Here is a 21,375-nt window from a genome sequence, read left to right as displayed (position 1 = left end):
GGCCCTGTTCCCCCGGAGAAATCCAGGGGAACAGGGCCTTTTTGCTTTGCTAGGCGTCCGTGTGGCGGCGGGCCGGCAGCGGCTCCGGGCGCAGCCGGCGGTAGCCCTCGCGGGCCGGCGGCCGGTCCGTCGGGAGCTCCTGCACCATCTCCTTCAGCGCTGTGATGCCGGATTCCAGCTGCGGGTCCCGGCGGGCAGCATAGGCGTGCGGCGGGAACGTCACCTCGATGTCCGGAGCCACGCCGTGGTTTTCGACGCTCCAGCCCACGCCGCCACTGAACCAGGTGGCGTAGCGGGGCTGGGTCACGCCCGTTCCGTCGGCCAAGGTGAAGCGGTTGTCGATGCCGACGACGCCGCCCCACGTGCGGGTGCCGATCACCGGTCCGATGCCACGCAGCTTGGACACCTGGGTGATGATGTCGCCGTCGGAGCCGGCAAATTCGTCGGCCAGGATGATGACCGGGCCGCGCGGCGCGTGGTGCGGATACGTCCGCGGCTTTTCGCCGCGGGGCATGCTCCAGCCGGTCACCTTCCGCCCGATCAGTTCGGCCACGAGCTGGGAGGTGTGCCCGCCGCGGTTGCGGCGCACGTCCACGATCAGGCCGTCAAGCGCGGTCTCGGTATCCAGGTCGCGGTGGAGCTGGGCCCAGCCGTTGGCCAGCATGTCCGGGATATGCAGGTAGCCGAACTTGCCGTCCGAGGCCTCGCGGACCGTACGGCGGTTGGCATTCACCCAGTCCTGGTAGCGGAGCCGTTCCTCATCCCGGATCGGGACGACGGCGATCCGGCGCTGGACTCCGGCTGATCCGCTGTGGCCGGCGCCGTTGCGGATGGTCAGTTCCACCGCGCGCCCCGCCGCGCCCACCAGTTGCCTGGCCGGGGTGAGCGACTCCGTGAGCCGCACGCCGTCAATGGCCAACAGGACGTCGCCCGCCTTGGCGTCGGCGCCGGGCCGGGTCAGCGGCGATGTGGCCAGCGGGTCCGATGACTCGCCGGCCAGGATGCGCTCGATTTCCCAGCCCTCGCCGGTGAACGCGAGGTCGGCGCCCAGCCGGCCCTGGCCGTTGCTGCCGTTTTCGGTGGCCGCCGCCGGACGCACGTAGGCGTGCGACGTGCCGAGCTCGCCGTGCAGCTCCCACAGCAGGTCCACCAGGTCGTCATGCGATCCGAGCCGTTCTACCAGCGGACGGTAGCGGGCGTGGATGGAGTCCCAATCCTGGCCGGCCATGTCCTCTGTCCAGAAGAAGTCGCGCTGCAGCCGCCACGCCTCGTCGAAGGCCTGTCCCCACACGCTTAGCGGGTCCATCAGCACGCGGACGCGGGTGAGGTCCACCTTGACCAGCTGGCCGGAGTCCTCGTCGGCCTTGGCGTCGGAGGGCACCACCCGGACCTGCTTGTCGTGGACCAGGACCACTTTCTGGCCGTCAGCGGAAAGCCGGTAGCTGTCCAGGGCGTCCACGAGGGTGGTGCTCTTGCGCTTTGCCAGGTCGAAGCGGACCAGGCTCGGGGCGGCGTTCTTGTCCTCCAGGCTTGCCCTGCCCTCCCCGGTGACTCCGGCGAGGGCGCTGTCGAGCCACAGCAGCGCGCCGTCGGTGGCGGTCAGGTCCGAGTAGTTGCCCTGCGGAACGGGGACGCTGATGACCCGGTGTGCGAGGCCTGCGGCGTCCACCCGGACGGCCGCCGGTGCCGTCCCGCCCTCGGCGGCCGTACCCTCCGCCTCTGTTTCATCTGCCAAGGCAACGCCGGGGCCGAACGGCGAAGCGGTGTCCGCCGCCAGCGCCACGAGGTAGGGCTTGATCGGGCTGGGGAAGGACAGGTCGAAGGAATGGCCGTCGTAGACCGGATCGAAACTGCGGTTGGAAAGAAAGGCAAGGAACTTGCCGTCTGGGGAGAACGACGGCGATTCGTCCCGGAAGCGCCCGTCCGTCACCTCCACGATAGCCGGCTCTCCGGCACCGGTTTCCCGGGCGTCGGCGCGGACCAGCCGCAGCCGGCTGCGTGAGCCAAAGGATGTCACCGGTTCGGACCAGGCGAGCCAGACGGAGTCCGGCGACCAGGCGAGATCCTCAATGCTGCCCTCGCCAATACTGGTCACCGCCGTCAGCGTGCCGTCCCGGGTGTCAGCGATGTACAGGTCGCCAAAGGCGGTTCCGATGGCGATCCAGCGGCCGTCGGGGCTGGCTTCGATGGCGCTGGCGCGTGAAGGCCTGGGGAACCGGACCGTGAGCGGGCTTGATTCGCCCTCAGGGCCGGCGGTCGCGTGGCTGGCCGCAGTTTCGGTTGCCGCCCCGGCGGGGGCGAGGTCGGCCGCGGCGTCATCGGCCACGGGATGGATGGCACGGGGCCCGGCCACTCCCGCGGCGGAGACGGGGCTGGGCAACGGAACTGCAGGAGGCGCGGTTTCCTGCTCATCTCCGGCGGACTTGGTGTCCGGCGCGGCCGTGGTCTTGGCCGCTGGCGCGGCCTTTCCGGCTACGGCTACGCCGCCGTGGGCCGGGACCTGCGGCGCGATTTCCCTGATGATCAGGGCCTCGTCGCCGTCGTGATCTGCCACGTAGGCGATCCGGCCGCCGGGAAGGGGACGCGGCAGGCGGGCGCGGACGCCGGCCGTCGCTTCCACAACGCGGGACGGCCCATCCTTGTGGCGCAGCCAGTGGATCGTACCGTGGGACTCCACGGCGCTTGCTTCCCCGGTGGTGTCCGGCCGGACGTCACCGAGGTGTTTGGATACCTTGAGAAGTGAGGGACGGCGGCCCTGGGACGCCGATCCGAGCGTTACGTCCAGCCGGACGGCCTCGGACCCAAGGTCATGCAGGAGCCAAAGCTCACCGGCCGATTCGAAGATCACGCGCTTGCCGTCCGTGGAGGCATGGCGGACGTAGAAGTCCTCGTGGTCGGTGTGGCGGCGCAGGTCCCCGCCGCCGGGCAGAACCGAGTACAGGTTGCCGTAGCCTTCGTGGTCGGAGAGGAAGGCGATGCGCCCGTCCACCCACATGGGATCGGCGAGGTTGCCGTCCAGCTCCGGCAGGAACCGCTCAAACTCGCCGTTTCCGTCGCCGTCAATCCAGAGCTTTCCGGCGGTGCCGCCCCGGTAGCGCTTCCACCAGGCCGGTTCGCGGGACAGCACACTGCCCACAACCACAGGCTTTTCGTCCCCGAGTTCCGGCCCGAAGGCCACGGACTCAACCGGCCCCAGCGGGAGCTCCTCGGCCCAGCCGCCGTCGGTGGACAGCCGGTAGGCATGCGTGTGGCGGCTCTCGGCCTGGCGGAACGCGCTGGTGACCACGATGTCCCCGGCAGGGGTAAAGCCCTTAACCCGGGTAGTGCTGTGCCCGAAGAAGGTCAGCTGGCGGTATCCCCCGCCGTCGACATCGGCGATGACCACCTCGGGAGCCGTCCCCTGCACGACCGTCCAGACCAGCTTCTTTCCGTCCGGCGTGAAGCGCGGGTTGCGGGCCGGCAGCTGGAGCGAGGAAACACGCCAGGCGCGGCCGCCGCCGAGGGGGGCAATCCAGACGTCGTCCTCGGCCACAAACGTGACCAGATCGCCGTGAACATGAGGGAACCGGAGGTAACTCGAAGAGGTCATCGTTCGATCATAGTCAACGTGACATGTGCCATCGGGGAGGTGCCCTGCCGTGCCGGACATGGTGAGATGGATCATGCGCATCGTCATGGCCGGCGCCTCCGGGCTCATTGGAACCGCACTCTCATCCCGCCTCGCCTCCGACGGGCACGACGTCGTCCGGCTGGTGAGGCGGCCGCCCTCGTCGCCGTCGGAAATCGCCTGGGATCCCGCCGCCGGTACCCTGGACCCGGCCTCCCTTGAGGGCGCCGACGCCGTGATCAACCTTTCGGGCGCGAACATCGGGGCCAGGCCATGGACACCGCGCCGGATCGATGAGCTGTTCCGGTCGCGCCTGGATCCCACGCGCACGCTGACCTCGGCGATGCGCCACCTCGACTCCCCGCCCCGGACCTTTATCAGCCAGTCCGGCGCAGGTTACTACGGGGACGCCGGGCACGCCATGCTGACGGAAGACTCCCCCGCCGGGCAGGGCATCATGGCGCGCATCTGCGTCGAGTGGGAAGCGGCAGCCCATGAGGCTCCCGCCGGAGTCCGCCTCGTGACCCCGCGGACGGCAGTGGTCCTGAGCAGGTCGGGTGGGGCCATGGGCCGCCTGCTGCCCCTGCTGCGGGCCGGGATTGGCGGCCCGCTGGGCAACGGCCGGCAGTACTGGCCGTGGATTACCCTCCCCGACCTCACCTCCGCGTTCGCGTTCCTCCTCACATCCGGCAACTCGGGCCCTGTCAATGTTGGGGCGCCCGAAGCCGCCGACCTCAACACCCTCGTGACCGGGCTGGCAAGGGCGCTTCACCGTCCTGCCCTGCTGCGCGTGCCCGCCCCGGCGCTGCGCCTCGTCATGGGCAGGCTGACGGACGAACTCCTTCTCGCGAGCCAGCGGATCGAGCCAACGCTGCTCAGGGAGAGCGGGTTCACCTGGCGGCATCCCTCGGTGGCGCTTGCCGCCAAATGGGTGGTCGGTGGCGAGTAGTTCAGGCCGCCGGCAGGATATCGGCGATGCGCCAGCGTCCCTCGGAATTCACAAGGACCAGCCGCAGGCGGATGTCCTGCTGCCGCGCGCCGGTGGCCACGACGGCGCCTGCCGCCGACTGCTCCTTATAGGCCGAGGTCGATGACGTCACCGACACCACGGCCCTCGCAGCCGTGCTTTCGGGCAGGCGGCGGACGGCTGAGAGGCTTGTGCTGAAGCCGGCCAGCAGTGTCCCGGATTTCGCCAGGCCGGCCCGGATCCGTTCATCTGCGGCCTGAGCCGGGGTGTCCGGGGCGTTGACGGCATCGAGCAAGTCCAGCCTGCCCTCCCGCAGTGCCAGCGAACGCAGCTGCGCCAGTCCGAGGACCGCTTCCACAGGATCCTTCGCCGCGAGCCGCCGCCGGACATCATATGGCAGGCCGGCCTCCTGTGCCGCAGCGCCTCGCGAGGATCCGGGGCTGCGGGTTGGAAGGACTGCCTCCTGCGCCGCCTGATCTGACTCGGGCGCCGCCGGCGCCGAGTCCGGAGCCGCCTGGCCTGAATCCCTTGCCGCCCCGGGAAGCCCCAGGAGCACAGCGCCGGAAAGCACCGCTGCTGTGAGCACGCCGCCCGCCGCTACCAGCCGGCGGCTGGTGTCCCCGGCGTGCTGCCCGTCCGCGGAGTGCCTGGGCGCCGAGTGCCTTGGCGCCTGGCTGGCCGCGACTGGCCGCGCCGCGGAGTGCCTGACCGTCGAGTGCCTTGGCGCCTGGCTGGCTGCGACTGGCCGCACCGTAGCGTGCCTGACGGTTCGCCTGGCCGCAGCTGGCCGCACCGCAGCGTGCCTGACACCGTGCCTGTCTCCGGCATCCCTGGCAGCCGGGCGCGGGAGCGATGCAGCCGGCGCCGCCGATGCCCCACGCGGTGACAGCCGGCCCAACGCCTTTACCCAGCCGACGGTCTTCAACCGCCTTCCCCACGCGAACAGGCGCTTCTTCAGCCTCCCGCCGGACGGCGGGACGGGCCTGCGCGTCAGCAACTCGGGCAGAACGGTGTCATGCACCGAGCGGGACAGGTCCACTGGGGCTGCGGCCGCGCTGCGGTACACAGCAGTGGCCAGCTCGGCGGCAGGCGGACGTTGCCGCCGGTCATCGCTGAGTCCCGCTTCCAGCGCCGCCGCGAGTTCGGCCGGCACGTCCGGCACAAGAAGGGACAGCGGCGGCCTCACGGCTGACGGCGGAGGGGGCTGTCCGGTGAGGCAGTACCAACCCAAGGCGGCAGCAGCATAGACGTCGCGCTCCGGCTGGAGACCAGCCCGGACCGCGTCCACAGGAGCCGGATCCGCAAAGCCGTCGGTGTGCTCGGCAGGAACACCGGACGCGTCGCCCACCATCCGGGCGACGCCGAGGTCGGCCAGCAGCGGCTTTCCATGGGCGGTGAAGAGTACATTGCCGGGTGCGACGTCCGAGTGCGTAAAGCCCTTGCCGTGCAGATAGCCCAGTACCTGCGCGATCGGCGTCAGGACTGTGACCGTTTCCCCGACACCCAGGCTGCCCCTCGCCGTGACCAACTGCTGGAGCGAACCCCCGGCCGCGTAGTCCATCAGAAGACCAAAGCCGCCCCCTGCAGGTTCATCCGTTTCGACCACGCCGTAAGCCTTCACCAGGTGTTCGTGGTCCAGGACAGACATGACCAGAAGTTCACGGCGGACATCCTCTTCCCGGGCCATGGCCGGGTGTGCGTCAGCAGCGTTGCTTGATTCACCGCTGCCGGCTTCACCACTTCTGGATTCACCACTGCCCGGCCGGCCGAAACACTTGAGGGCCAGCTTCACGCCGGTGGTGTCCTGCGAAACCAGCCACACGTCGGCGCTGCCGCCACGGCCCAGCCGGCGGCACACAGAGTAGCCTGCGACGGCAGGTGCCGCCCCTGCCGAACCGTGCGTGTTCGCGCTGCGGACTTCCGGGCTGTGGTTTTCCAGACTGTGATTTTCCTGACTGCGCATGTCCAGGCTGTGGTCATCCAAGCTGTGGTTTTCCCGGCTGTGATCATCCAGGCTGTGCTCGTCCATGGGTTAAGGAGTACCGGAAACCGGCAATTCCTGCAGAAGTTATCCACAGGCAGGCCCGGGCGCGCGGCCCCGACTAGGAATGGCGCAGAATGTGACCAGGGCCGGGGTGAGAGCTTGGGCACACTGCCGGGCAGGACGCCGGCTGAGGTCTAAGCTGGAACGCATGACTCTTGAGTTCACAAAGCTCGGTCTTGCCCCGGATTTCGTCGATTACAGCCACGCCTGGGAGATCCAGCGCGAAATCCATGAAAATGTCCTGGCCGGCAAGGCCCCCAGCACCGTACTCCTCCTCGAACATGCCGCCGTCTACACGGCCGGAAAGCTGACCGAGGATCACGAGCGGCCCTTCGACGGCACCCCCGTGGTTCCCGTGGACCGCGGCGGCAAGCTCACCTGGCACGGGCCGGGCCAGCTCATCGGATACCCGATTATCAAGCTGAAGAACAAGGCCGGCATCCGCGACTACGTGGAACGGCTGGAGGCCGTGATCATCGCGGTGCTCGCGGATTACGGCATCACCGCCGTCCGGATCAAGGGCCGTGCAGGTGTCTGGATCGAAGAGGACGCCAAGGGCCCTGCCCGCAAGATTGCCGCCATCGGCATCAGGGTCAGCCAGGGCGTGACCATGCACGGCTTCGCCATCAACTGCAACAACGACCTCGCACCGTACGGCCAGATCATCGCCTGCGGAATCACCGATGCCGGTGTCACCACCATCGCCCTGGAAACGGGCCGCGACGTGTCCCCCGCCGATCTCGTTTCGCGGATCACCGAGGAACTGCGCAACAATGAAGACGCCCTAGTTGCAACCCCCGAAGGAGCTCTCCTGTGACACTGGCACCAGAAGGCCGGAAAATGCTGCGGATCGAGCAGCGCAATGCGGCCACCCCGGTGGAACGCAAACCGGACTGGATCAAGGCCAAGGTCCAGATGGGCCCCGAGTTCGTCGGCCTGAAGAACCTGGTCAAAAAGGAAGGCCTGCACACCGTCTGCGAAGAGGCCGGCTGCCCCAACATCTTCGAATGCTGGGAAGACAAGGAAGCCACCTTCCTGATCGGCGGCTCCGAATGCACCCGCCGCTGCGACTTCTGCCAGATCGACACCGGCAAACCCTCCCCCGTGGACAGGTTCGAACCCACCAAGGTGGCCCGCTCCGTCCAGGCCATGCAGCTGCGCTACGCCACCGTCACCGGCGTCGCCCGCGACGACCTCGAAGACGAAGGCGTCTGGCTCTACGCCGAAACGGTCCGCAAGATCCACGAACTGAACCCCGGCACCGGCGTCGAACTCCTCATCCCGGACTTCTCCGGCAAACCCGAGCACATCGCCGCGATCTGCGACTCCAAACCCGAGGTCTTCGCGCACAACGTCGAAACCGTGCCCCGGATCTTCAAGCGCATCCGCCCCGCGTTCCGCTACGAACGCTCCCTGGACGTCATCACCCAGGGCCGCAACCTGGGCATGGTCACCAAGTCCAACCTGATCCTGGGCATGGGCGAAACCCGCGAGGAAATCTCCGAGGCCCTCCGCGACCTCCACGGGGCCGGCTGCGACCTGATCACCATCACCCAGTACCTGCGCCCCTCCGAACGCCACCTCCCCGTGGACCGCTGGGTCAAACCCCAGGAATTCGTCGACCTGCAGCACGAAGCCGAAGAGATCGGCTTCCTCGGCGTCATGTCCGGCCCACTGGTCCGCTCCTCCTACCGCGCCGGCCGGCTCTGGGCCACCGCCATGCGCAAAAAAGGCCGCGACATCCCCGCCGCACTCGCCCACATCGCCGACGCCATCCAGGACTCCGGAACCACCCGCCAGGAAGCCAGCACCCTGCTCGCGGCGCACCAGTAGCACTAGGTATTTCCCATGGCCAAGGGCCGGATGCCGGAACTTTTCGGCGTCCGGCCCTTTGTCGTGGATCACGTAGAATTAAGGCACTATGGCGAACTCCCCTGACTCCAGCAACAACACTCCTGCAGCCGCTGATGGCTCCAAGCGCGGTCTCTTTGGGCGCAAGCCGGAGGCCGTGAAGGAAAAGAAGCCCAGCCGGCTTAAGCAGATCCGCGAGGTCTTCAACATGACCCGCCGCCACGACCCCATGGTCCCGTGGCTCATGCTGCTGGCATTCCTGGGCGTCGTGGCCGTCAGCCTCATTGTTGGCCTGTTGCTGAATAACTGGATTACAGGCCTGATCATCGGCATCCCGCTGGGTTTCCTGGCGGCAACATTCATCCTGTCCCGCCGGGCCGAGCGGGCTGCCTTCGCGCAGATCGAGAACCAGCCAGGAGCGTCCGGCGCTGCCCTCAGCACGCTGAAGCGCGGCTGGATCACCGAGGAGCAGCCCGTGGCTGTCAACCCACGGACCCAGGACGCCGTTTTCCGCGCTGTCGGGCGTCCCGGCGTCGTGCTCGTTGCTGAAGGCCCCACCCACCGCGTGCGCCCGCTGATCGAAGGCGAACGCAAGAAGCTGGCGCGCATCCTTCCCAATGTCACCATCCACGTCATCGAAACCGGGCGCGGCGAGGGCCAGGTCCCCATCAGCCAGGTGGCGAAGAAGATGAACAAGCTCAACAACGAGCTCACCAAGACCGAGGTGAGCGCCGTGTCCAAGCGCATCTCGTCGCTGGGCAGCCGCCTGCCGATCCCCAAGGGCGTGGACCCCTACAAGGCCCGTCCCCAGCGCGGACGCTAATCCGCCTGATCCGCCCCGGGGCCGCCGCACCTGCGCCGGCCCCGGGGCGTTTCTCGTTTGGGCGGCATTGCCCGTGTGATCGGTATTTTGAAAACCAGCCAGACCCCAGCCCCTACAGAAGCCGGAGCCTCCTGTGAAACTCCCGTCCGCCGTCGTCCGGGTCTTCCGCCTGCTGGCGGTGGCCGAAGCCTTCAGCTGGGCCGCGCTCCTCACCGGCATGTACTTCAAGTGGGTCGCCGGGACCACCGAACTCGGCGTGGAGATTGCCGGCCCGGTGCACGGTGCGCTGTTCATCGGCTACGCCGCGGCAGCCCTTGTCCTGTGGCGGCTGCAGCGCTGGCCGTTCCAGGTGGCGCTGTTCGCCGGCCTCTCGGCGGTTTTCCCCTTCGCCACGGTCCTGTTTGAACGGTGGGCGCTCCGCCGGGGACACCTCTCCCCCGGGCGGCTACCTGCGGACGAGGACCGTGTTCATGGCCTTGTCATGGAGTCCGCGCTGGTCGGGGTCAAAGATGACCGCCGGGATCACCAGGCAGAGCAGGACCGTGCGGACCAGGGCGGCCAGCGGGCCGGCCGCTGAGCCGTCCGGCTTCACCACATGGATGCCCATCACCCGGTGGCCGATGCTGTAGCCCAGGGTTCCAATCAGCAGGATCTGCTCCGCCGCAAAGACGCCAAGCGTGGCCATGGAATTGCCGGCCAGGAACACGTTGCTGATCAGCAGCGCGATGGTCCAATCGATGGTGATCGCCAGGATCCGCCGGCCTGCGCGGGCCATGGACCGCGGGCCTGACTCGGGAAAGCCGAGCCGTTCCCCCGGGTACTTGGAAATGCCGGAAGTGTCCGGCCCGCTGAGCCACGAACCGATGTCTTTGCGATCTACCACCCGCCAAGTTTACCGAGCCGCTCGCGACGCCGCGGACGTTCACACTCTGGATAGGCATGGACCACAGTGTGGACACCGTATAGCGTTTACATATCAGTAGGTTCTGTAACCTGCCGGAAACAAAGCGGACACGGACGGGAAACCCCGAATCCCTAGGGTGGTACCAGTTGCTAGCGAGCCAGGAGCGGGGCACTTTTGTGTTTCCGCCCCATTGGATTGCGCTGGACCACTTGGCTTTCTAGCCAGATATTACATATGCGTAAGGAGCATAGATGTTCAAGACTGCGGACGAAGTCCTCAAGTTCATCAAAGATGAAGACATTCGGTTTGTCGATATCCGCTTCACCGACCTCCCCGGCGTTCAGCAGCACTTCAACGTGCCCGCCAAGAGCGTCGACGCGGACTTCTTCGTCAACGGCCAGCTTTTCGATGGTTCCTCCATCCGCGGCTTCCAGGGCATCGCCGAGTCTGACATGCAGCTCATCCCGGACGTCACCACCGCGTTCCTGGACACGTTCCGCATGGAGAAGACCCTTGCGCTGAACTTCTCCATCGTGAACCCCCGTACGGGCGACCCGTACCACCGCGACCCGCGTGGCGTGGCTGAAAAGGCTGAAGCCTACCTCGCCTCCACCGGCATCGCCGACACCGCGTTCTTCGCTCCCGAAGCAGAGTTCTTCGTGTTCGACAACGTCCAGTACAAGTCCTCCCCCGAGGGCAGCTTCTACAAGATCGACTCCGAAGAAGCGCACTGGAACACCGGCCGCGAGGAAGAAGGCGGAAACCTCGGCTACAAGACCCCCGTCAAGGGCGGTTACTTCCCGGTTTCCCCGACCGACAAGCAGGCCGACCTGCGTGACGCTATGTGTGTTGCGCTGGACGAGGCCGGCCTCGAGGTCGAGCGCAGCCACCACGAAGTGGGCTCCGCCGGCCAGGCCGAGATCAACTACAAGTTCACCACGCTGACCCACGCGGCTGATGACCTGCAGAAGTTCAAGTACGTCATCAAGAACACGGCCGACGCCTGGGGCAAGTCCGTCACGTTCATGCCGAAGCCGGTCTTCGGTGACAACGGCTCGGGCATGCACTGCCACCAGTCGCTCTGGAGCAACGGCGAGCCGCTGTTCTACGACGAGAAGGGCTACGCCGGCCTGTCCGACACCGCCCGCTGGTACATCGGCGGCCTGCTGAAGCACGCCGACGCTGTTCTCGCGTTCACCAACCCGACGGTCAACTCCTACCGCCGTCTGGTCAAGGGCTTCGAAGCCCCGGTCAACATGGTTTACTCGCAGGGCAACCGCTCCGCCGGTATCCGTATCCCGATCACGGGCTCGAACCCGAAGGCCAAGCGCATCGAGTTCCGCGCTCCGGACCCCTCCTCCAACCCGTACCTGGCCTTCGCTGCCCAGCTGATGGCCGGCATCGACGGCATCCGCAACCGCATCGAGCCGCCGGCTCCGATCGACAAGGACCTCTACGAGCTCCCGGCCGAAGAAGCCAAGGACATCCCCAAGGCGCCGGGCACCCTCGAGGAAGCACTGGCAGCACTGGCCGAGGACAACGAGTTCCTGCAGGCCGGCGGCGTGTTCACCCAGGACCTGATCGACACCTGGATTGAGTACAAGTACGAGAACGAGATCCGCCCGCTGTCCCTGCGCCCGAACCCCTACGAGTTCGAGCTCTACTACGGCGTCTAGTCCGACCCCTCGGGAGACCCTCCTGACACCGCCAAGGGCGGCCACCGGTTACTGACCGGTGGCCGCCCTTGGCCGTTCTCTGGTACATGGACGTTTTTCGGTCACTCCCCCCGGCTTCGGTCACGTTCCCCCGCAGGGTTCCTCGGCGTACCGTCCCCAGAGGGAGTCCGGACCGGTGCCGCCATAGGCTTCCTGGTCTCCCCGCAGCGCGCGGCACAGAATTCGGGAGTCCGCGAAACTCCGCTGCATGTAGGCCTCCCAGTCCGTGCGTTCGGAGGTGAAGGCCTGCGTGCCCATCTGGTACTTGAGGTGGGCGAAGTGGTCAAGGATGCGGTGGGCTGTCGCTTCGGCCCGGGCCGCCAGGTGCTGTGCCTCCAGTTTCGCCGCAGGGTCGGGGATTACCGACGGGTCGGGCAGTTCCTGGCGGTGCCAGAAGTACGGCTGCAGCTCGACGTTGTCCACGAAAATCCTGTCGATCTCCTGCTGCTGGGCATAGAGCGAGGAGGCAGTACTGCTTTCCAAAGTGCTTCTGATCCCCACGTACTGGTACGCCGCCGCGATGAGCGTGGCCGCGACGCCCGCTCCGATGAGCAGCAGCTCGGCCCTCCTGAGCCTCCTGGCACGGCTGCCCTTCGCCTCCGCTTTGGCATGGTCCGCATCCTGGCGTGCCGCATCGCGGAGCCTTTGGCGCTGCGGAAGCTCACGCGCCGAAAGCTGGCTCCAGGCGTGCTGAGACCGGGAGCCAGCCTGTTCCGGCGAGTGCCTCCGAGACGAAGACCTTTTCAAGCCTTCCCCCCAACAAGGTTTGAAGTGCACTGCCAAGACACAGCGTAGGCACGCCCCCGTACCGGCGCAACGGTCCGGCGGCGTTTCGGCGCGGGACCAGCCGTCAGAAGGCGGCGTACATGGTCCGCTGCGGACCGGCGTCGCCGCCCAGATAGACGCCTTTGTCCGCAAAACCCGCCTTCACGTAGGCGCCCTGCCCGGCGGGGTTCCGCTCGTTGACTGAAAGCACGACGCCGGCCTGGCCGCCTCCCAGCCTGGCCGTCAGTTTGGCGGCCGTCGCCACTGCCGCACAGGCGGCCGCCTGGCCCAGGCCCTGGCCCTGCCGGCGCCTGTCGATCAGGAACCCGCGAAGCAGCCAGGCGGATTCGTCGTCGGGCCAGCCGGCGAGCCCGGCTGCTCCCGACTGCAGAGTCAGCACACCGGCCGCCCTGCCGCCCGCCTCGATGACATAGGGCCTGCGGGACCCGTCTTCGAGCCCTGCCAGCATCATGCGCAGAGGCTCGCCCACAAACTCCCGCTGACCGGGGGCGAGTTCCAGTTCCGCCACGGCACCCAGTTGGATGGCCCGGGCATCGGCATCCAGGTCCCGCAATGGAATGAGCCATACGTCCGGCCTCATGATCCGTCAGGAGGCAGGTGCCGCCCCGTCGGCGGGCGGCCCCGCCGGATCCATCCACATGACCTCCCAAAGGTGCCCGTCCGGATCCTGGAAGCTGTGGCTGTACATGAAGCCGTAATCCTGGGCCGGCTGCGATTCGGTTCCGCCCGCGGCCAGGGCCTTGCCCACCATCTGGTCCACGGCATCCCGGCTGTCCACCGAAAAGGCCATGATGGCCTCGGTGGCCGAGGTGGCGTCCACGATCTCCTTGGCGGTGAACGTCTTGAAGAACTTCTCCACGAGGAGCATCACGAAGGCGTCGTCATTGATCACCATGCAGGTGGCGTTCTCGTCCGTGTAGTCCTGGTTGAAAGTAAAGCCAAGCGCAGTGAAGAACTGCACGGATTTATCGAGGTCCCTGACGGGCAGGTTCATGAAGATTTGGGTAGCCATGCGCCCAAACCTAGCACCGGTTCAGTGGCCGTAGAAGACCTTCTCAAACACGGCACGGGCCCGCCGGCTCACCCTCAGATAGTCCTCTTCGAAGGCCGCGGCCATCCCTTCCTCAAAGCCGCACCATCTGGCCACGGCCTCCAGGTCGCGCCGCGAGGAGGGCAGCAGGTCGGAAGCGCGGCCCGTCCAGATCACGTTCGCGGAACGGATCCTGCTGGCCAGCCGCCACGCGGCGGCCAGCAGGCGGGCGTCGTCGTCTTCCAGCAGTCCCAGCGTGGCGGCCGCGTGAAGAGCCTTCAGGGTGGACGTGGTGCGCAGCTCGGGGTGGTTGCCGGCGTGCTGGAGCTGCAGCAGCTGCACCAGCCATTCCACGTCGCTCAGGCCGCCGCGTCCCAGCTTAAGGTGCCTGGCAGGATCGGCGCCGCGGGGCAGCCGCTCGGATTCCACCCGCGCCTTGATGCGGCGTATCTCCCGGACGTCCGCGTCGGAGACGGCGTCCGGGTAACGGATGGGGTCGATCAGCTTCACGAAGTCGGCCGCGAGCCCGTCGTCGCCGGCGATCGGCCGGGCGCGGAGAAGTGCCTGCGCCTCCCAGATGAGCGACCAGCGGCGGTAGTACTCGCCGTAGGACTCCAGTGACCGGACCATGGCCCCGTTCTTGCCCTCGGGGCGGAGGTCTGCGTCCACGGCAAGGACCCGCTCGGCCATGATCGCGGGCTTGAGCGGCTGCGTCAGAAGCGTTGACAGATGGCCCACGATCTTTGCGGCCTGCTGCTGGGCTTCATCGTCCGTGGCTCCGGGCAGCGCACGGTGGACATACAGGACGTCGGCGTCGGACCCGTAGCCGATCTCCAGCCCGCCCTGCCTGCCCATGGCCACCACCAGCACCGACGTCTTCAGCGGGCCGGCGGCAGAGACAATGTTTTCGGCCACCCGCAGCGCGCCCAGAATGGCGGCGCGGTCCGTCTCGGCCAGCGCCGCCCCCACCTGTCCCTGCCGGAGCAGGCCGGCGCTGTCCGCGATGGCGATCCGCAGGATTTCACGGCGCCTGATGAGCCGTATCAGGCGCATGGCGCTTTCCGGGTCCGCATGCCGGGACATCTTGGACGTGATCTCGTGCCACTGCGCCTCAAAGCTGAGCGGCGCCAGTTCCTTATCCGTCCCCAGCCACGACACCGATTCCGGCGAGACTTCAAGAAGGTCGGCAATGAGCCGGGAGTTGGACAGCATATGGCACAGCCGCTCGGCCGCCGCCGCCGAATCGCGGAGCATGCCAAGGTACCAGTGCGTGGTGCCGAGGGCCTCGCTGATCCTGCGGAAGGCGAGCAGGCCGGCGTCGGGGTCCACGCCCTCGGCCAGCCAGCCGAGGAGGATGGGCAGCAGCTGCCGCTGCAGGGCGGCCCGCCGGCTGACCCCGGCGGTCAGGGCCTCGATGTGGCGGAGTGCGCCCTGCGGGTCCCGGTAACCCAGCGCCGCGAGCCGGCCCTGCGCGGCCTCCGGAGTCAGGCGTGCGTCCTCGCTGCTGAGCTTGGCGGCCGTGTTCAGGAGCGGACGGTAGAAGATCCTGTCGTGGAGTTCGCGGACGGAGCGTTTGGTCTTTTGCCACGCGGCCAGCAGGGCGTCGGGGTGCGGCCGGTCCGTGGAGAAGGGGCCCAGCACTGCCTTGGCCAGGGTGCGCAGGGGCTCCTCCTTGACCGGCATGAGGTGGGTGCGGCGGAGCTGGAAAAGCTGGATGCGGTGCTCAAGCAACCGCAGGTACCGGTAGGCCTGGTCGAACGCGGCCGCGTCAGCCCGGCCGATATAGCCGCCGGTGGACAGCGCGGCAATGGCCGACGTCGTGTCTCGGCGGCGGAGGGATTCGTCCGACTTGCCGTGCACCAGCTGGAGCAGCTGGACGGTGAATTCGACGTCGCGAAGTCCGCCGCGGCCCAGCTTGATCTGCCGCTGTTCCTCGGCCGGCGGAATGTGTTCGGTCACCCGGCGGCGCATTGCCTGCACGGATTCAACGAATCCGTCGCGGTTCGCCGAGGTCCACACGAGCGGTGACACGGCCTCCTCGTAGCGGGCGCCCAGCTCTGCGTCGCCCGCAATGGTCCGTGCCTTCAGGAGCGCCTGGAACTCCCAGCTTTCCGCCCAGCGGGCGTAATAGCTCTGGTGCGAAGCCAGGGTCCGGACCAGCGGGCCGGACTTTCCTTCCGGCCGGAGGTTGGCGTCAACTTCCCAAAGGCCGGGCTCGCGCGCCGGGGAGGAAATGGCCCGCGAGATGCCGGAGGCCAGCGCCGTGCCGATGGTGTTGGCGCGGGCGTCGTCCAGCTCACCTGCCTCCACCACATAGATGACATCGACGTCGGAAATGTAGTTCAGTTCCCGGGCTCCGCATTTGCCCATTCCGATCACCGACAGTGCGACGTCGGCGACCTCCCCGGCGTCGAACTTCCCCGCCGCTTCGGTGCGGGAGACCGCCAGGGCCGCCTCAATGGCTGCCCCGGCCAGGTCCGCGAGTTCAGCGCCGACGGCGGGCATGAAGTCCAGCGGGTCAGCGGCGCAGAGGTCCTTGACGGCAAGATCCACCACGCCCCTGCGGTAGGCGGTGCGGAGCGCCTCGTAGGCCTCAGGGCCCGAGATCCCCGCCACCGGCCGGGCCGCGTTCGGATCGGCGCGGACCGACCTGAGCAGCTGGGCACGCAGCTCGGCCGGATCGGCCTGGAGCGGTTCCGGGCTGGCGGTCACGCTGAACGCGTCGAGGTGCTCCGGGTGCCGGATCAGGAACTCACCCAGCGCCTCGCTGGCGCCCAGGACCCGGTAGAGCGGTTCGCTCACCTCGGTGTCCGCCGCCGCCAGCTTCCTCAGGTCCGGATGCTTTTCGATCAGCCGGACCAGGGACTGCAGCGCGGCATCCGGGTTCGCCGCCAGCTGCAGGCCCGCAAAGAGGATGTCCTGGTCAATGCCTTCCAGCTCGGGGGCAGCAAGGAACCGTTCGCCCTTTTCGAGGTCACTGAAGCCGGCGGTAATGAGCCGGCGGGCCAAGCTCACCCCAGCCGCCTAAAGGATGGCGAGGTTGCGCTGCAGCTCATAGGGGGTCACCTGCAGGCGGTAGTCCTGCCACTCCGCCCGCTTGTTGCGCAGGAAGTGCTCGAAGACCTGTTCGCCCAGGATCTGCGGCATCAGTTCCGAGTCCTCCATGGCACGGATGGCGTCGTGCAGGCTGGCGGGTAGGGGGTCGTGGCCCATGGCCCGGCGCTCCGCGGAGCTCAGCGACCAGATGTCGTCCTCCGCCGCTGCCGGCAGCTCGTAGCCTTCCTCGATGCCCTTCAGCCCGGCGCCCAGGAGTACGGCGTAGGCAAGGTACGGGTTGGCGGCCGAGTCGATGCCGCGGTATTCGATCCGTGCGGACTGTCCCTTGCCCGGCTTGTACAGCGGGACCCGGACCAGGGCGGAGCGGTTGTTGTGCCCCCAGCTCAGGTAGCTGGGTGCCTCTCCCCCGCCCCAGAGGCGCTTGTAGGAGTTCACGAACTGGTTGGTGACAGCGGTGAATTCGGGGGCGTGCTTGAGAATGCCGGCGATGAACTGGCGCGCCGTCTTGGAGAGCTGGAACTCCGCACCAGCCTCGAAGAAGGCGTTGGTGTCACCTTCGAAGAGCGAGAAGTGCGTGTGCATGCCCGAACCCGGGTGGGCCGTGAAGGGCTTCGGCATGAAGGTGGCGTACGTGCCCTGCTGCAGCGCCACCTCCTTGATGACGGTCCGGAAGGTCATGATGTTGTCCGCCGTCTGCAGGGCGTCCGCGTAGCGCAGGTCGATTTCGTTCTGGCCCGGGCCGGCCTCGTGGTGGCTGAACTCGACGGAGATACCCACGGATTCCAGCATGGTCACGGCGGTACGGCGGAAGTCCTGGGCCACGCCGCCGGGGACGTGGTCAAAGTAGCCGCCCTCGTCCACCGGAATGGGTGAACCGTCGGGGCCGGGCTCCTGCGACTTGAGCAGGTAAAACTCGATCTCGGGGTGCGTGTAGCAGGTGAACCCCATATCGGCGGCCTTGGCCAGGGTCCGCTTCAGGACGTTGCGGGGATCCGCTGCCGAGGGCTCGCCATCGGGAGTCAGGATGTCGCAGAACATGCGGGACGTCTGCTCCGTCTCACCGCGCCAGGGAAGGATCTGGAAGGTGGACGGGTCCGGCTGGGCCAGCATGTCCGACTCGAAGACACGGGCAAGGCCTTCGATGGCCGAGCCGTCGAAGCCGAGGCCCTCGTCGAAGGCACCTTCGACCTCCGCAGGCGCCAACGCCACCGACTTGAGCGAGCCCACGACGTCGGTGAACCACAGGCGCACAAAACGTACGTCGCGCTCTTCGATCGTGCGCAGGACAAACTCTTGCTGGCGGTCCATGAAGGCCTCTTCTCCGGTCTACGTTCATGCCCCGGTCCGTCCACGACGGAGCAGCGGCAGCTCACGAATCACTTTACTAAGCATTTAGGCATGATGCTGGCGCGGCTGCGCCGTGTAACACAGCGTTAACACTCGACCGGAGAACAGACCGCCCCACCCGGACAATCCCGCTATGACGCGAATCACCCGGCATCCCATGGCGGCCGGTGGCTAGCACGGCGGGTCCCGGACTACGCTCTAGCCATGGCCCCAAGCAGCAGTCCCGATCCAAGCACGTCCGCTGAAGTACCTGCACCCTACGGGAACGGCCCCTCGGCAGCTGCAGCGCCGCCGTCGGAATCCGCACGGAAGCCGCTCTCCCGGATCCGCACGCACCACCTGCAGCAGGCGAAGACCAGCGGCGAACATTTCGCCATGCTCACGGCGTATGACCAGTACACGGCAGAGATCTTCGACCAGGCCGGCATCGAGGTTCTGCTGGTGGGCGACTCCGCATCCAACAATGTCTTTGGCAACGAAACCAGCCTTCCCGTCACCGTCGACGAGCTGCTGCCGCTATGCCGGGCCGTCACGCGCTCCGCGAAGCGCGCCCTGGTGGTGGCGGACCTCCCCTTCGGCAGCTACGAGGTTTCGCCGCAGCAGGCCGTGGCCACCGGAGTGCGCTTCCTCAAGGAGGGCCTGGCGCACGCAGTGAAGCTCGAGGGCGGCAAGTTCTACGCCGACACGGTGAGGGCGATGGTCCAGGCCGGCATTCCGGTCATGGGCCACATCGGTTTCACGCCCCAGAGTGAGCATTCCCTGGGCGGCTACCGCGTGCAGGGCAGGGGCGAGGACGCCGCGCGGCTCGTCGAGGACGCCGCTGCACTGGCCGACGCAGGCGCGTTCTGCGTGCTCATGGAAATGGTTCCAGCGGAAACGGCAAAGGCCGTGGACGCTGCCATTTCCGTGCCCACCATCGGAATCGGCGCAGGCAATGCCACCACTGGGCAGGTTCTGGTCTGGCAGGACATGGCCGGCCTCCGCGGCGGCAGGATGGCCAAGTTCGTCAAGCAGTACGCGGACCTGCGGACCGTCCTGAGCGACGCGGCCAAGGCCTACGGCGAGGACGTCCGGTCGGGACAGTTCCCCGGACCGGAGCACTCGTTCTAGGGTCAGTCGTCTTCCAGGGTCAGTCGTCGTCGCCCTTTTCCCAGGATTCGTTGCGCGCCTTGACCTTCTCGAGGGCGTGTTCCGCCTCTTCCCGGGTCTTGTAGGGACCGATCAGCTGGGTCCAGTCCGACATCGCGTCTTCCTCCACCATGTGGGTCTTGACGTTGTACCAGTACTCGGGCATCGGAGCTCCTCGCTTTCCGGTTAACGGCGCACTGCCGCCGTGATCCACGTAACGTAACCCGGAACGGTCGCCGCCGGGCGCATTAATTTACATGGCGTTCTGTGCTGCCTTATATGATCAATCTATGCCTTCCTTAGCCTCGACCGCACCCACCGGCACGCTTACCCCGGGAACCGTCAGCCCGCAGCGGTCTGTTCCCGCGGCGATCCCGCGGCCGGAGTACGTCGGCAAGCCAGGCCCGGCCAAATTCACCGGGTCAGAGGTCAAATCACCGGAAACCATCGAGAAGATCCGGGTGGCCAGCAGGATCGCCGCGCAGGCCATCGTGGAGGTGGGCAATCACATCCGGCCCGGCATCACCACCGACGAACTGGACCGCATCGGCCACGAGTTCCTGCTGGACCACAACGCCTACCCGTCCACGCTGGGGTACCGCGGCTTCCCCAAGTCCCTGTGCTCGTCGCTGAATGAGGTCATCTGCCACGGCATTCCGGACACCACGGTGGTGCAGGACGGCGACATCCTCAACATCGACATCACCGCCTTCATCGGCGGGGTGCACGGCGACACCAATTACACCTTCCTGGTGGGCGATGTGGACGAGGAGTCGCGGCTGCTGGTTGAACGGACCAGGGAGTCCCTCAACCGCGCCATCAAGGCCGTTGCCCCCGGCCGCCAGATCAACGTGATCGGCCGCGCCATCGAGTCTTACGCCAGGCGCTTCGGCTACGGTGTGGTCCGCGACTTCACCGGACACGGTGTAGGCGAGGCCTTCCACACCGGGCTGATCATCCCGCACTACGACGCCGCGCCCGCCTACAGCACCGTGATCGAGCCCGGCATGGTATTCACGATCGAGCCCATGCTGACCCTCGGCACCATCGAATGGGACATGTGGGCCGACGACTGGACGGTCGTCACCAGGGACCACAAGCGCACCGCGCAGTTCGAACACACGCTCCTCGTCACCGAATCCGGTGCCGAGATCCTTACCCTTCCCTGACGCCAGGCAACCGCCCGCGTCATTCGGGCAAGTCCCGCTTGCCCAGCCCAAGCCCCTACCCTGCCACGAACGGAATTCCATTGGCCAAGAAGGACGAAAAGACCCGCAAGAACGCCCCGCTGATCGGCATCGACATCGGCGGAACCGGAATCAAGGGCGGCATTGTCGACCTGAAGAAGGGCAAACTGATCGGCGAGCGTTTCCGCCTGGCGACCCCGCAGCCGGCCACGCCGGAAGCAGTGGTCGAGGTGGTGGCCAAGGTCGTCGAGGAACTCTCGGCCCGTCCCGACGCGCCCGAGGCTGACAGCCACATCGGCGTGACGTTCCCCGGCATCATCCAGCACGGTGTGGTCCATTCCGCCGCCAATGTGGACAAGAGCTGGCTCAACACGGACATTGATGCGCTGCTCACGGCGCGCCTGGGCCGTCCCGTGGAGGTCATCAATGACGCCGACGCGGCCGGCCTGGCCGAGGCCCGCTACGGCGCCGGCGCCGGAATCGACGGCACCGTCCTGGTCATCACGCTCGGCACCGGCATCGGATCCGCGTTCATCTTCAACGGCCGCCTGGTACCCAACGCCGAACTCGGCCATCTGGAGATCGACGGCTTCGACGCCGAGAGCAAGGCGTCCGCTGTGGCCCGTGAAAGGGACGGCCTCAGCTGGGAGGAATACAGTGTCCTGCTGCAGCGCTACTTCTCCCACGTCGAGTTCCTGTTCTCCCCCGAGCTCTTCATCGTGGGCGGCGGCATCTCAAAGCGCGCCGATGAATACCTGCCGCACATGAAGCTGCGCACCCCGATCGTTCCCGCCGAGCTGAAGAACGAGGCCGGCATCGTGGGCGCTGCCCTCGAGATCGCCGTCAAGCACGAACTGGCCAAGTAAACCGCGCGCGGGCCGCGGCAAACACGGCCCGCCAAAAACGCCGAAGGGCGGCAGACCCCGTGT

At 67.3% G+C, this 21,375-nt stretch carries 17 protein-coding genes and 1 pseudogene; 9 read left to right on the top strand and 9 right to left on the bottom strand.

What is annotated here, in order from left to right:
* Nucleotides 1-49: 49 nt before the first annotated feature.
* Complete coding sequence (locus ACFQ50_RS19480; protein WP_377997281.1) at nucleotides 50-3,589, bottom strand: S41 family peptidase; 3,540 nt, start codon at nucleotides 3,587-3,589, stop codon at nucleotides 50-52.
* A 73-nt stretch (nucleotides 3,590-3,662) separates the two neighbouring features.
* Between ACFQ50_RS19480 and ACFQ50_RS19475 the strand changes: the two genes are divergently transcribed.
* Nucleotides 3,663-4,556 carry a TIGR01777 family oxidoreductase gene (locus ACFQ50_RS19475; protein WP_377997291.1) on the top strand — a complete coding sequence of 298 codons (894 nt, stop codon included), beginning with the start codon at nucleotides 3,663-3,665 and terminating at the stop codon, nucleotides 4,554-4,556.
* A gap of 1 nt (nucleotide 4,557) precedes the next feature.
* On the opposite strand, the gene ACFQ50_RS19470 is transcribed toward ACFQ50_RS19475, so the two are convergent.
* Nucleotides 4,558-6,603, bottom strand: a complete 2,046-nt coding sequence (locus ACFQ50_RS19470) for a protein kinase (RefSeq protein ID WP_377997280.1) — start codon at nucleotides 6,601-6,603, stop codon at nucleotides 4,558-4,560.
* 163 nt (nucleotides 6,604-6,766) lie between these two features.
* On the opposite strand from ACFQ50_RS19470, the gene lipB reads away from it, so the two are divergent.
* The 4 genes and pseudogenes from lipB to ACFQ50_RS19450 form a co-directional block, all read left to right on the top strand.
* The gene (gene lipB, locus ACFQ50_RS19465; RefSeq protein ID WP_377997279.1) at nucleotides 6,767-7,435 is read left to right on the top strand and encodes a lipoyl(octanoyl) transferase LipB; all 669 of its coding nucleotides are present in this window, start codon (nucleotides 6,767-6,769) and stop codon (nucleotides 7,433-7,435) included.
* Nucleotides 7,432-8,451: a lipoyl synthase gene (gene lipA, locus ACFQ50_RS19460; RefSeq protein ID WP_377997278.1), complete on the top strand. Its 1,020-nt coding sequence runs from the start codon at nucleotides 7,432-7,434 to the stop codon at nucleotides 8,449-8,451. The genes lipB and lipA overlap by 4 nt, the downstream gene beginning before the upstream one ends.
* An 88-nt stretch (nucleotides 8,452-8,539) precedes the next feature.
* Entirely contained in the window at nucleotides 8,540-9,292 is a 753-nt protein-coding gene (locus ACFQ50_RS19455) for a DUF4191 domain-containing protein (RefSeq protein ID WP_377997277.1), read from the top strand.
* A 133-nt stretch (nucleotides 9,293-9,425) separates the two neighbouring features.
* Nucleotides 9,426-9,728, top strand: a pseudogene (locus tag ACFQ50_RS19450) (DUF3817 domain-containing protein); the annotation flags it as partial.
* A 9-nt stretch (nucleotides 9,729-9,737) separates the two neighbouring features.
* Here ACFQ50_RS19450 and ACFQ50_RS19445 read toward each other — a convergent pair.
* A complete protein-coding gene (locus tag ACFQ50_RS19445; RefSeq protein WP_377997276.1) occupies nucleotides 9,738-10,175 on the bottom strand; it encodes an RDD family protein in 438 nt (145 codons plus the stop codon).
* Nucleotides 10,176-10,447: 272 nt separating this feature from the next.
* Between ACFQ50_RS19445 and glnA (ACFQ50_RS19440) the strand changes: the two genes are divergently transcribed.
* Nucleotides 10,448-11,872, top strand: coding sequence for a type I glutamate--ammonia ligase (gene glnA / locus ACFQ50_RS19440; RefSeq protein WP_377997275.1), 1,425 nt, complete (start codon nucleotides 10,448-10,450; stop codon nucleotides 11,870-11,872).
* A gap of 120 nt (nucleotides 11,873-11,992) precedes the next feature.
* Here the strand turns inward: glnA (ACFQ50_RS19440) and ACFQ50_RS19435 are convergent, their stop codons facing one another.
* The 5 genes from ACFQ50_RS19435 to glnA (ACFQ50_RS19415) all read right to left on the bottom strand — a co-directional run bounded on the left by ACFQ50_RS19435 (nucleotide 11,993) and on the right by glnA (ACFQ50_RS19415) (nucleotide 18,092).
* On the bottom strand, nucleotides 11,993-12,658 hold the full coding sequence (locus ACFQ50_RS19435; RefSeq protein WP_377997274.1) for a hypothetical protein: 666 nt from the start codon (nucleotides 12,656-12,658) through the stop codon (nucleotides 11,993-11,995).
* Nucleotides 12,659-12,761: 103 nt separating this feature from the next.
* Nucleotides 12,762-13,277 carry a GNAT family N-acetyltransferase gene (locus ACFQ50_RS19430; protein WP_377997273.1) on the bottom strand — a complete coding sequence of 172 codons (516 nt, stop codon included), beginning with the start codon at nucleotides 13,275-13,277 and terminating at the stop codon, nucleotides 12,762-12,764.
* A 6-nt stretch (nucleotides 13,278-13,283) separates the two neighbouring features.
* Nucleotides 13,284-13,709, bottom strand: a complete 426-nt coding sequence (locus tag ACFQ50_RS19425; RefSeq protein ID WP_377997272.1) for a VOC family protein — start codon at nucleotides 13,707-13,709, stop codon at nucleotides 13,284-13,286.
* 21 nt (nucleotides 13,710-13,730) lie between these two features.
* Nucleotides 13,731-16,742, bottom strand: a complete 3,012-nt coding sequence (locus ACFQ50_RS19420; protein WP_377997271.1) for a bifunctional [glutamine synthetase] adenylyltransferase/[glutamine synthetase]-adenylyl-L-tyrosine phosphorylase — start codon at nucleotides 16,740-16,742, stop codon at nucleotides 13,731-13,733.
* 9 nt (nucleotides 16,743-16,751) lie between these two features.
* On the bottom strand, nucleotides 16,752-18,092 hold the full coding sequence (gene glnA, locus ACFQ50_RS19415; protein ID WP_076798006.1) for a type I glutamate--ammonia ligase: 1,341 nt from the start codon (nucleotides 18,090-18,092) through the stop codon (nucleotides 16,752-16,754).
* Nucleotides 18,093-18,335: 243 nt separating this feature from the next.
* On the opposite strand from glnA (ACFQ50_RS19415), the gene panB reads away from it, so the two are divergent.
* Complete coding sequence (panB, locus tag ACFQ50_RS19410; protein ID WP_377997270.1) at nucleotides 18,336-19,241, top strand: 3-methyl-2-oxobutanoate hydroxymethyltransferase; 906 nt, start codon at nucleotides 18,336-18,338, stop codon at nucleotides 19,239-19,241.
* Between the two features lie 19 nt (nucleotides 19,242-19,260).
* Here the strand turns inward: panB and ACFQ50_RS19405 are convergent, their stop codons facing one another.
* Complete coding sequence (locus tag ACFQ50_RS19405; protein ID WP_190603389.1) at nucleotides 19,261-19,425, bottom strand: SPOR domain-containing protein; 165 nt, start codon at nucleotides 19,423-19,425, stop codon at nucleotides 19,261-19,263.
* 124 nt (nucleotides 19,426-19,549) lie between these two features.
* Here ACFQ50_RS19405 and map point away from each other — a divergent pair, with 124 nt between their 5' ends.
* Complete coding sequence (map, locus tag ACFQ50_RS19400) at nucleotides 19,550-20,428, top strand: type I methionyl aminopeptidase (RefSeq protein ID WP_377997269.1); 879 nt, start codon at nucleotides 19,550-19,552, stop codon at nucleotides 20,426-20,428.
* Between the two features lie 80 nt (nucleotides 20,429-20,508).
* Nucleotides 20,509-21,312, top strand: a complete 804-nt coding sequence (ppgK, locus tag ACFQ50_RS19395; RefSeq protein ID WP_377997268.1) for a polyphosphate--glucose phosphotransferase — start codon at nucleotides 20,509-20,511, stop codon at nucleotides 21,310-21,312.
* The last annotated feature ends 63 nt before the right edge of the window (nucleotides 21,313-21,375 follow it).

Source organism: Arthrobacter sp. NPDC056493 (assembly GCF_042795115.1).
In the GTDB taxonomy this organism is placed as follows: domain Bacteria; phylum Actinomycetota; class Actinomycetes; order Actinomycetales; family Micrococcaceae; genus Arthrobacter.
The sequence above is the reverse complement of the archived record's forward strand: the minus strand, read 5'-3'. Positions and strand labels throughout refer to the sequence as shown.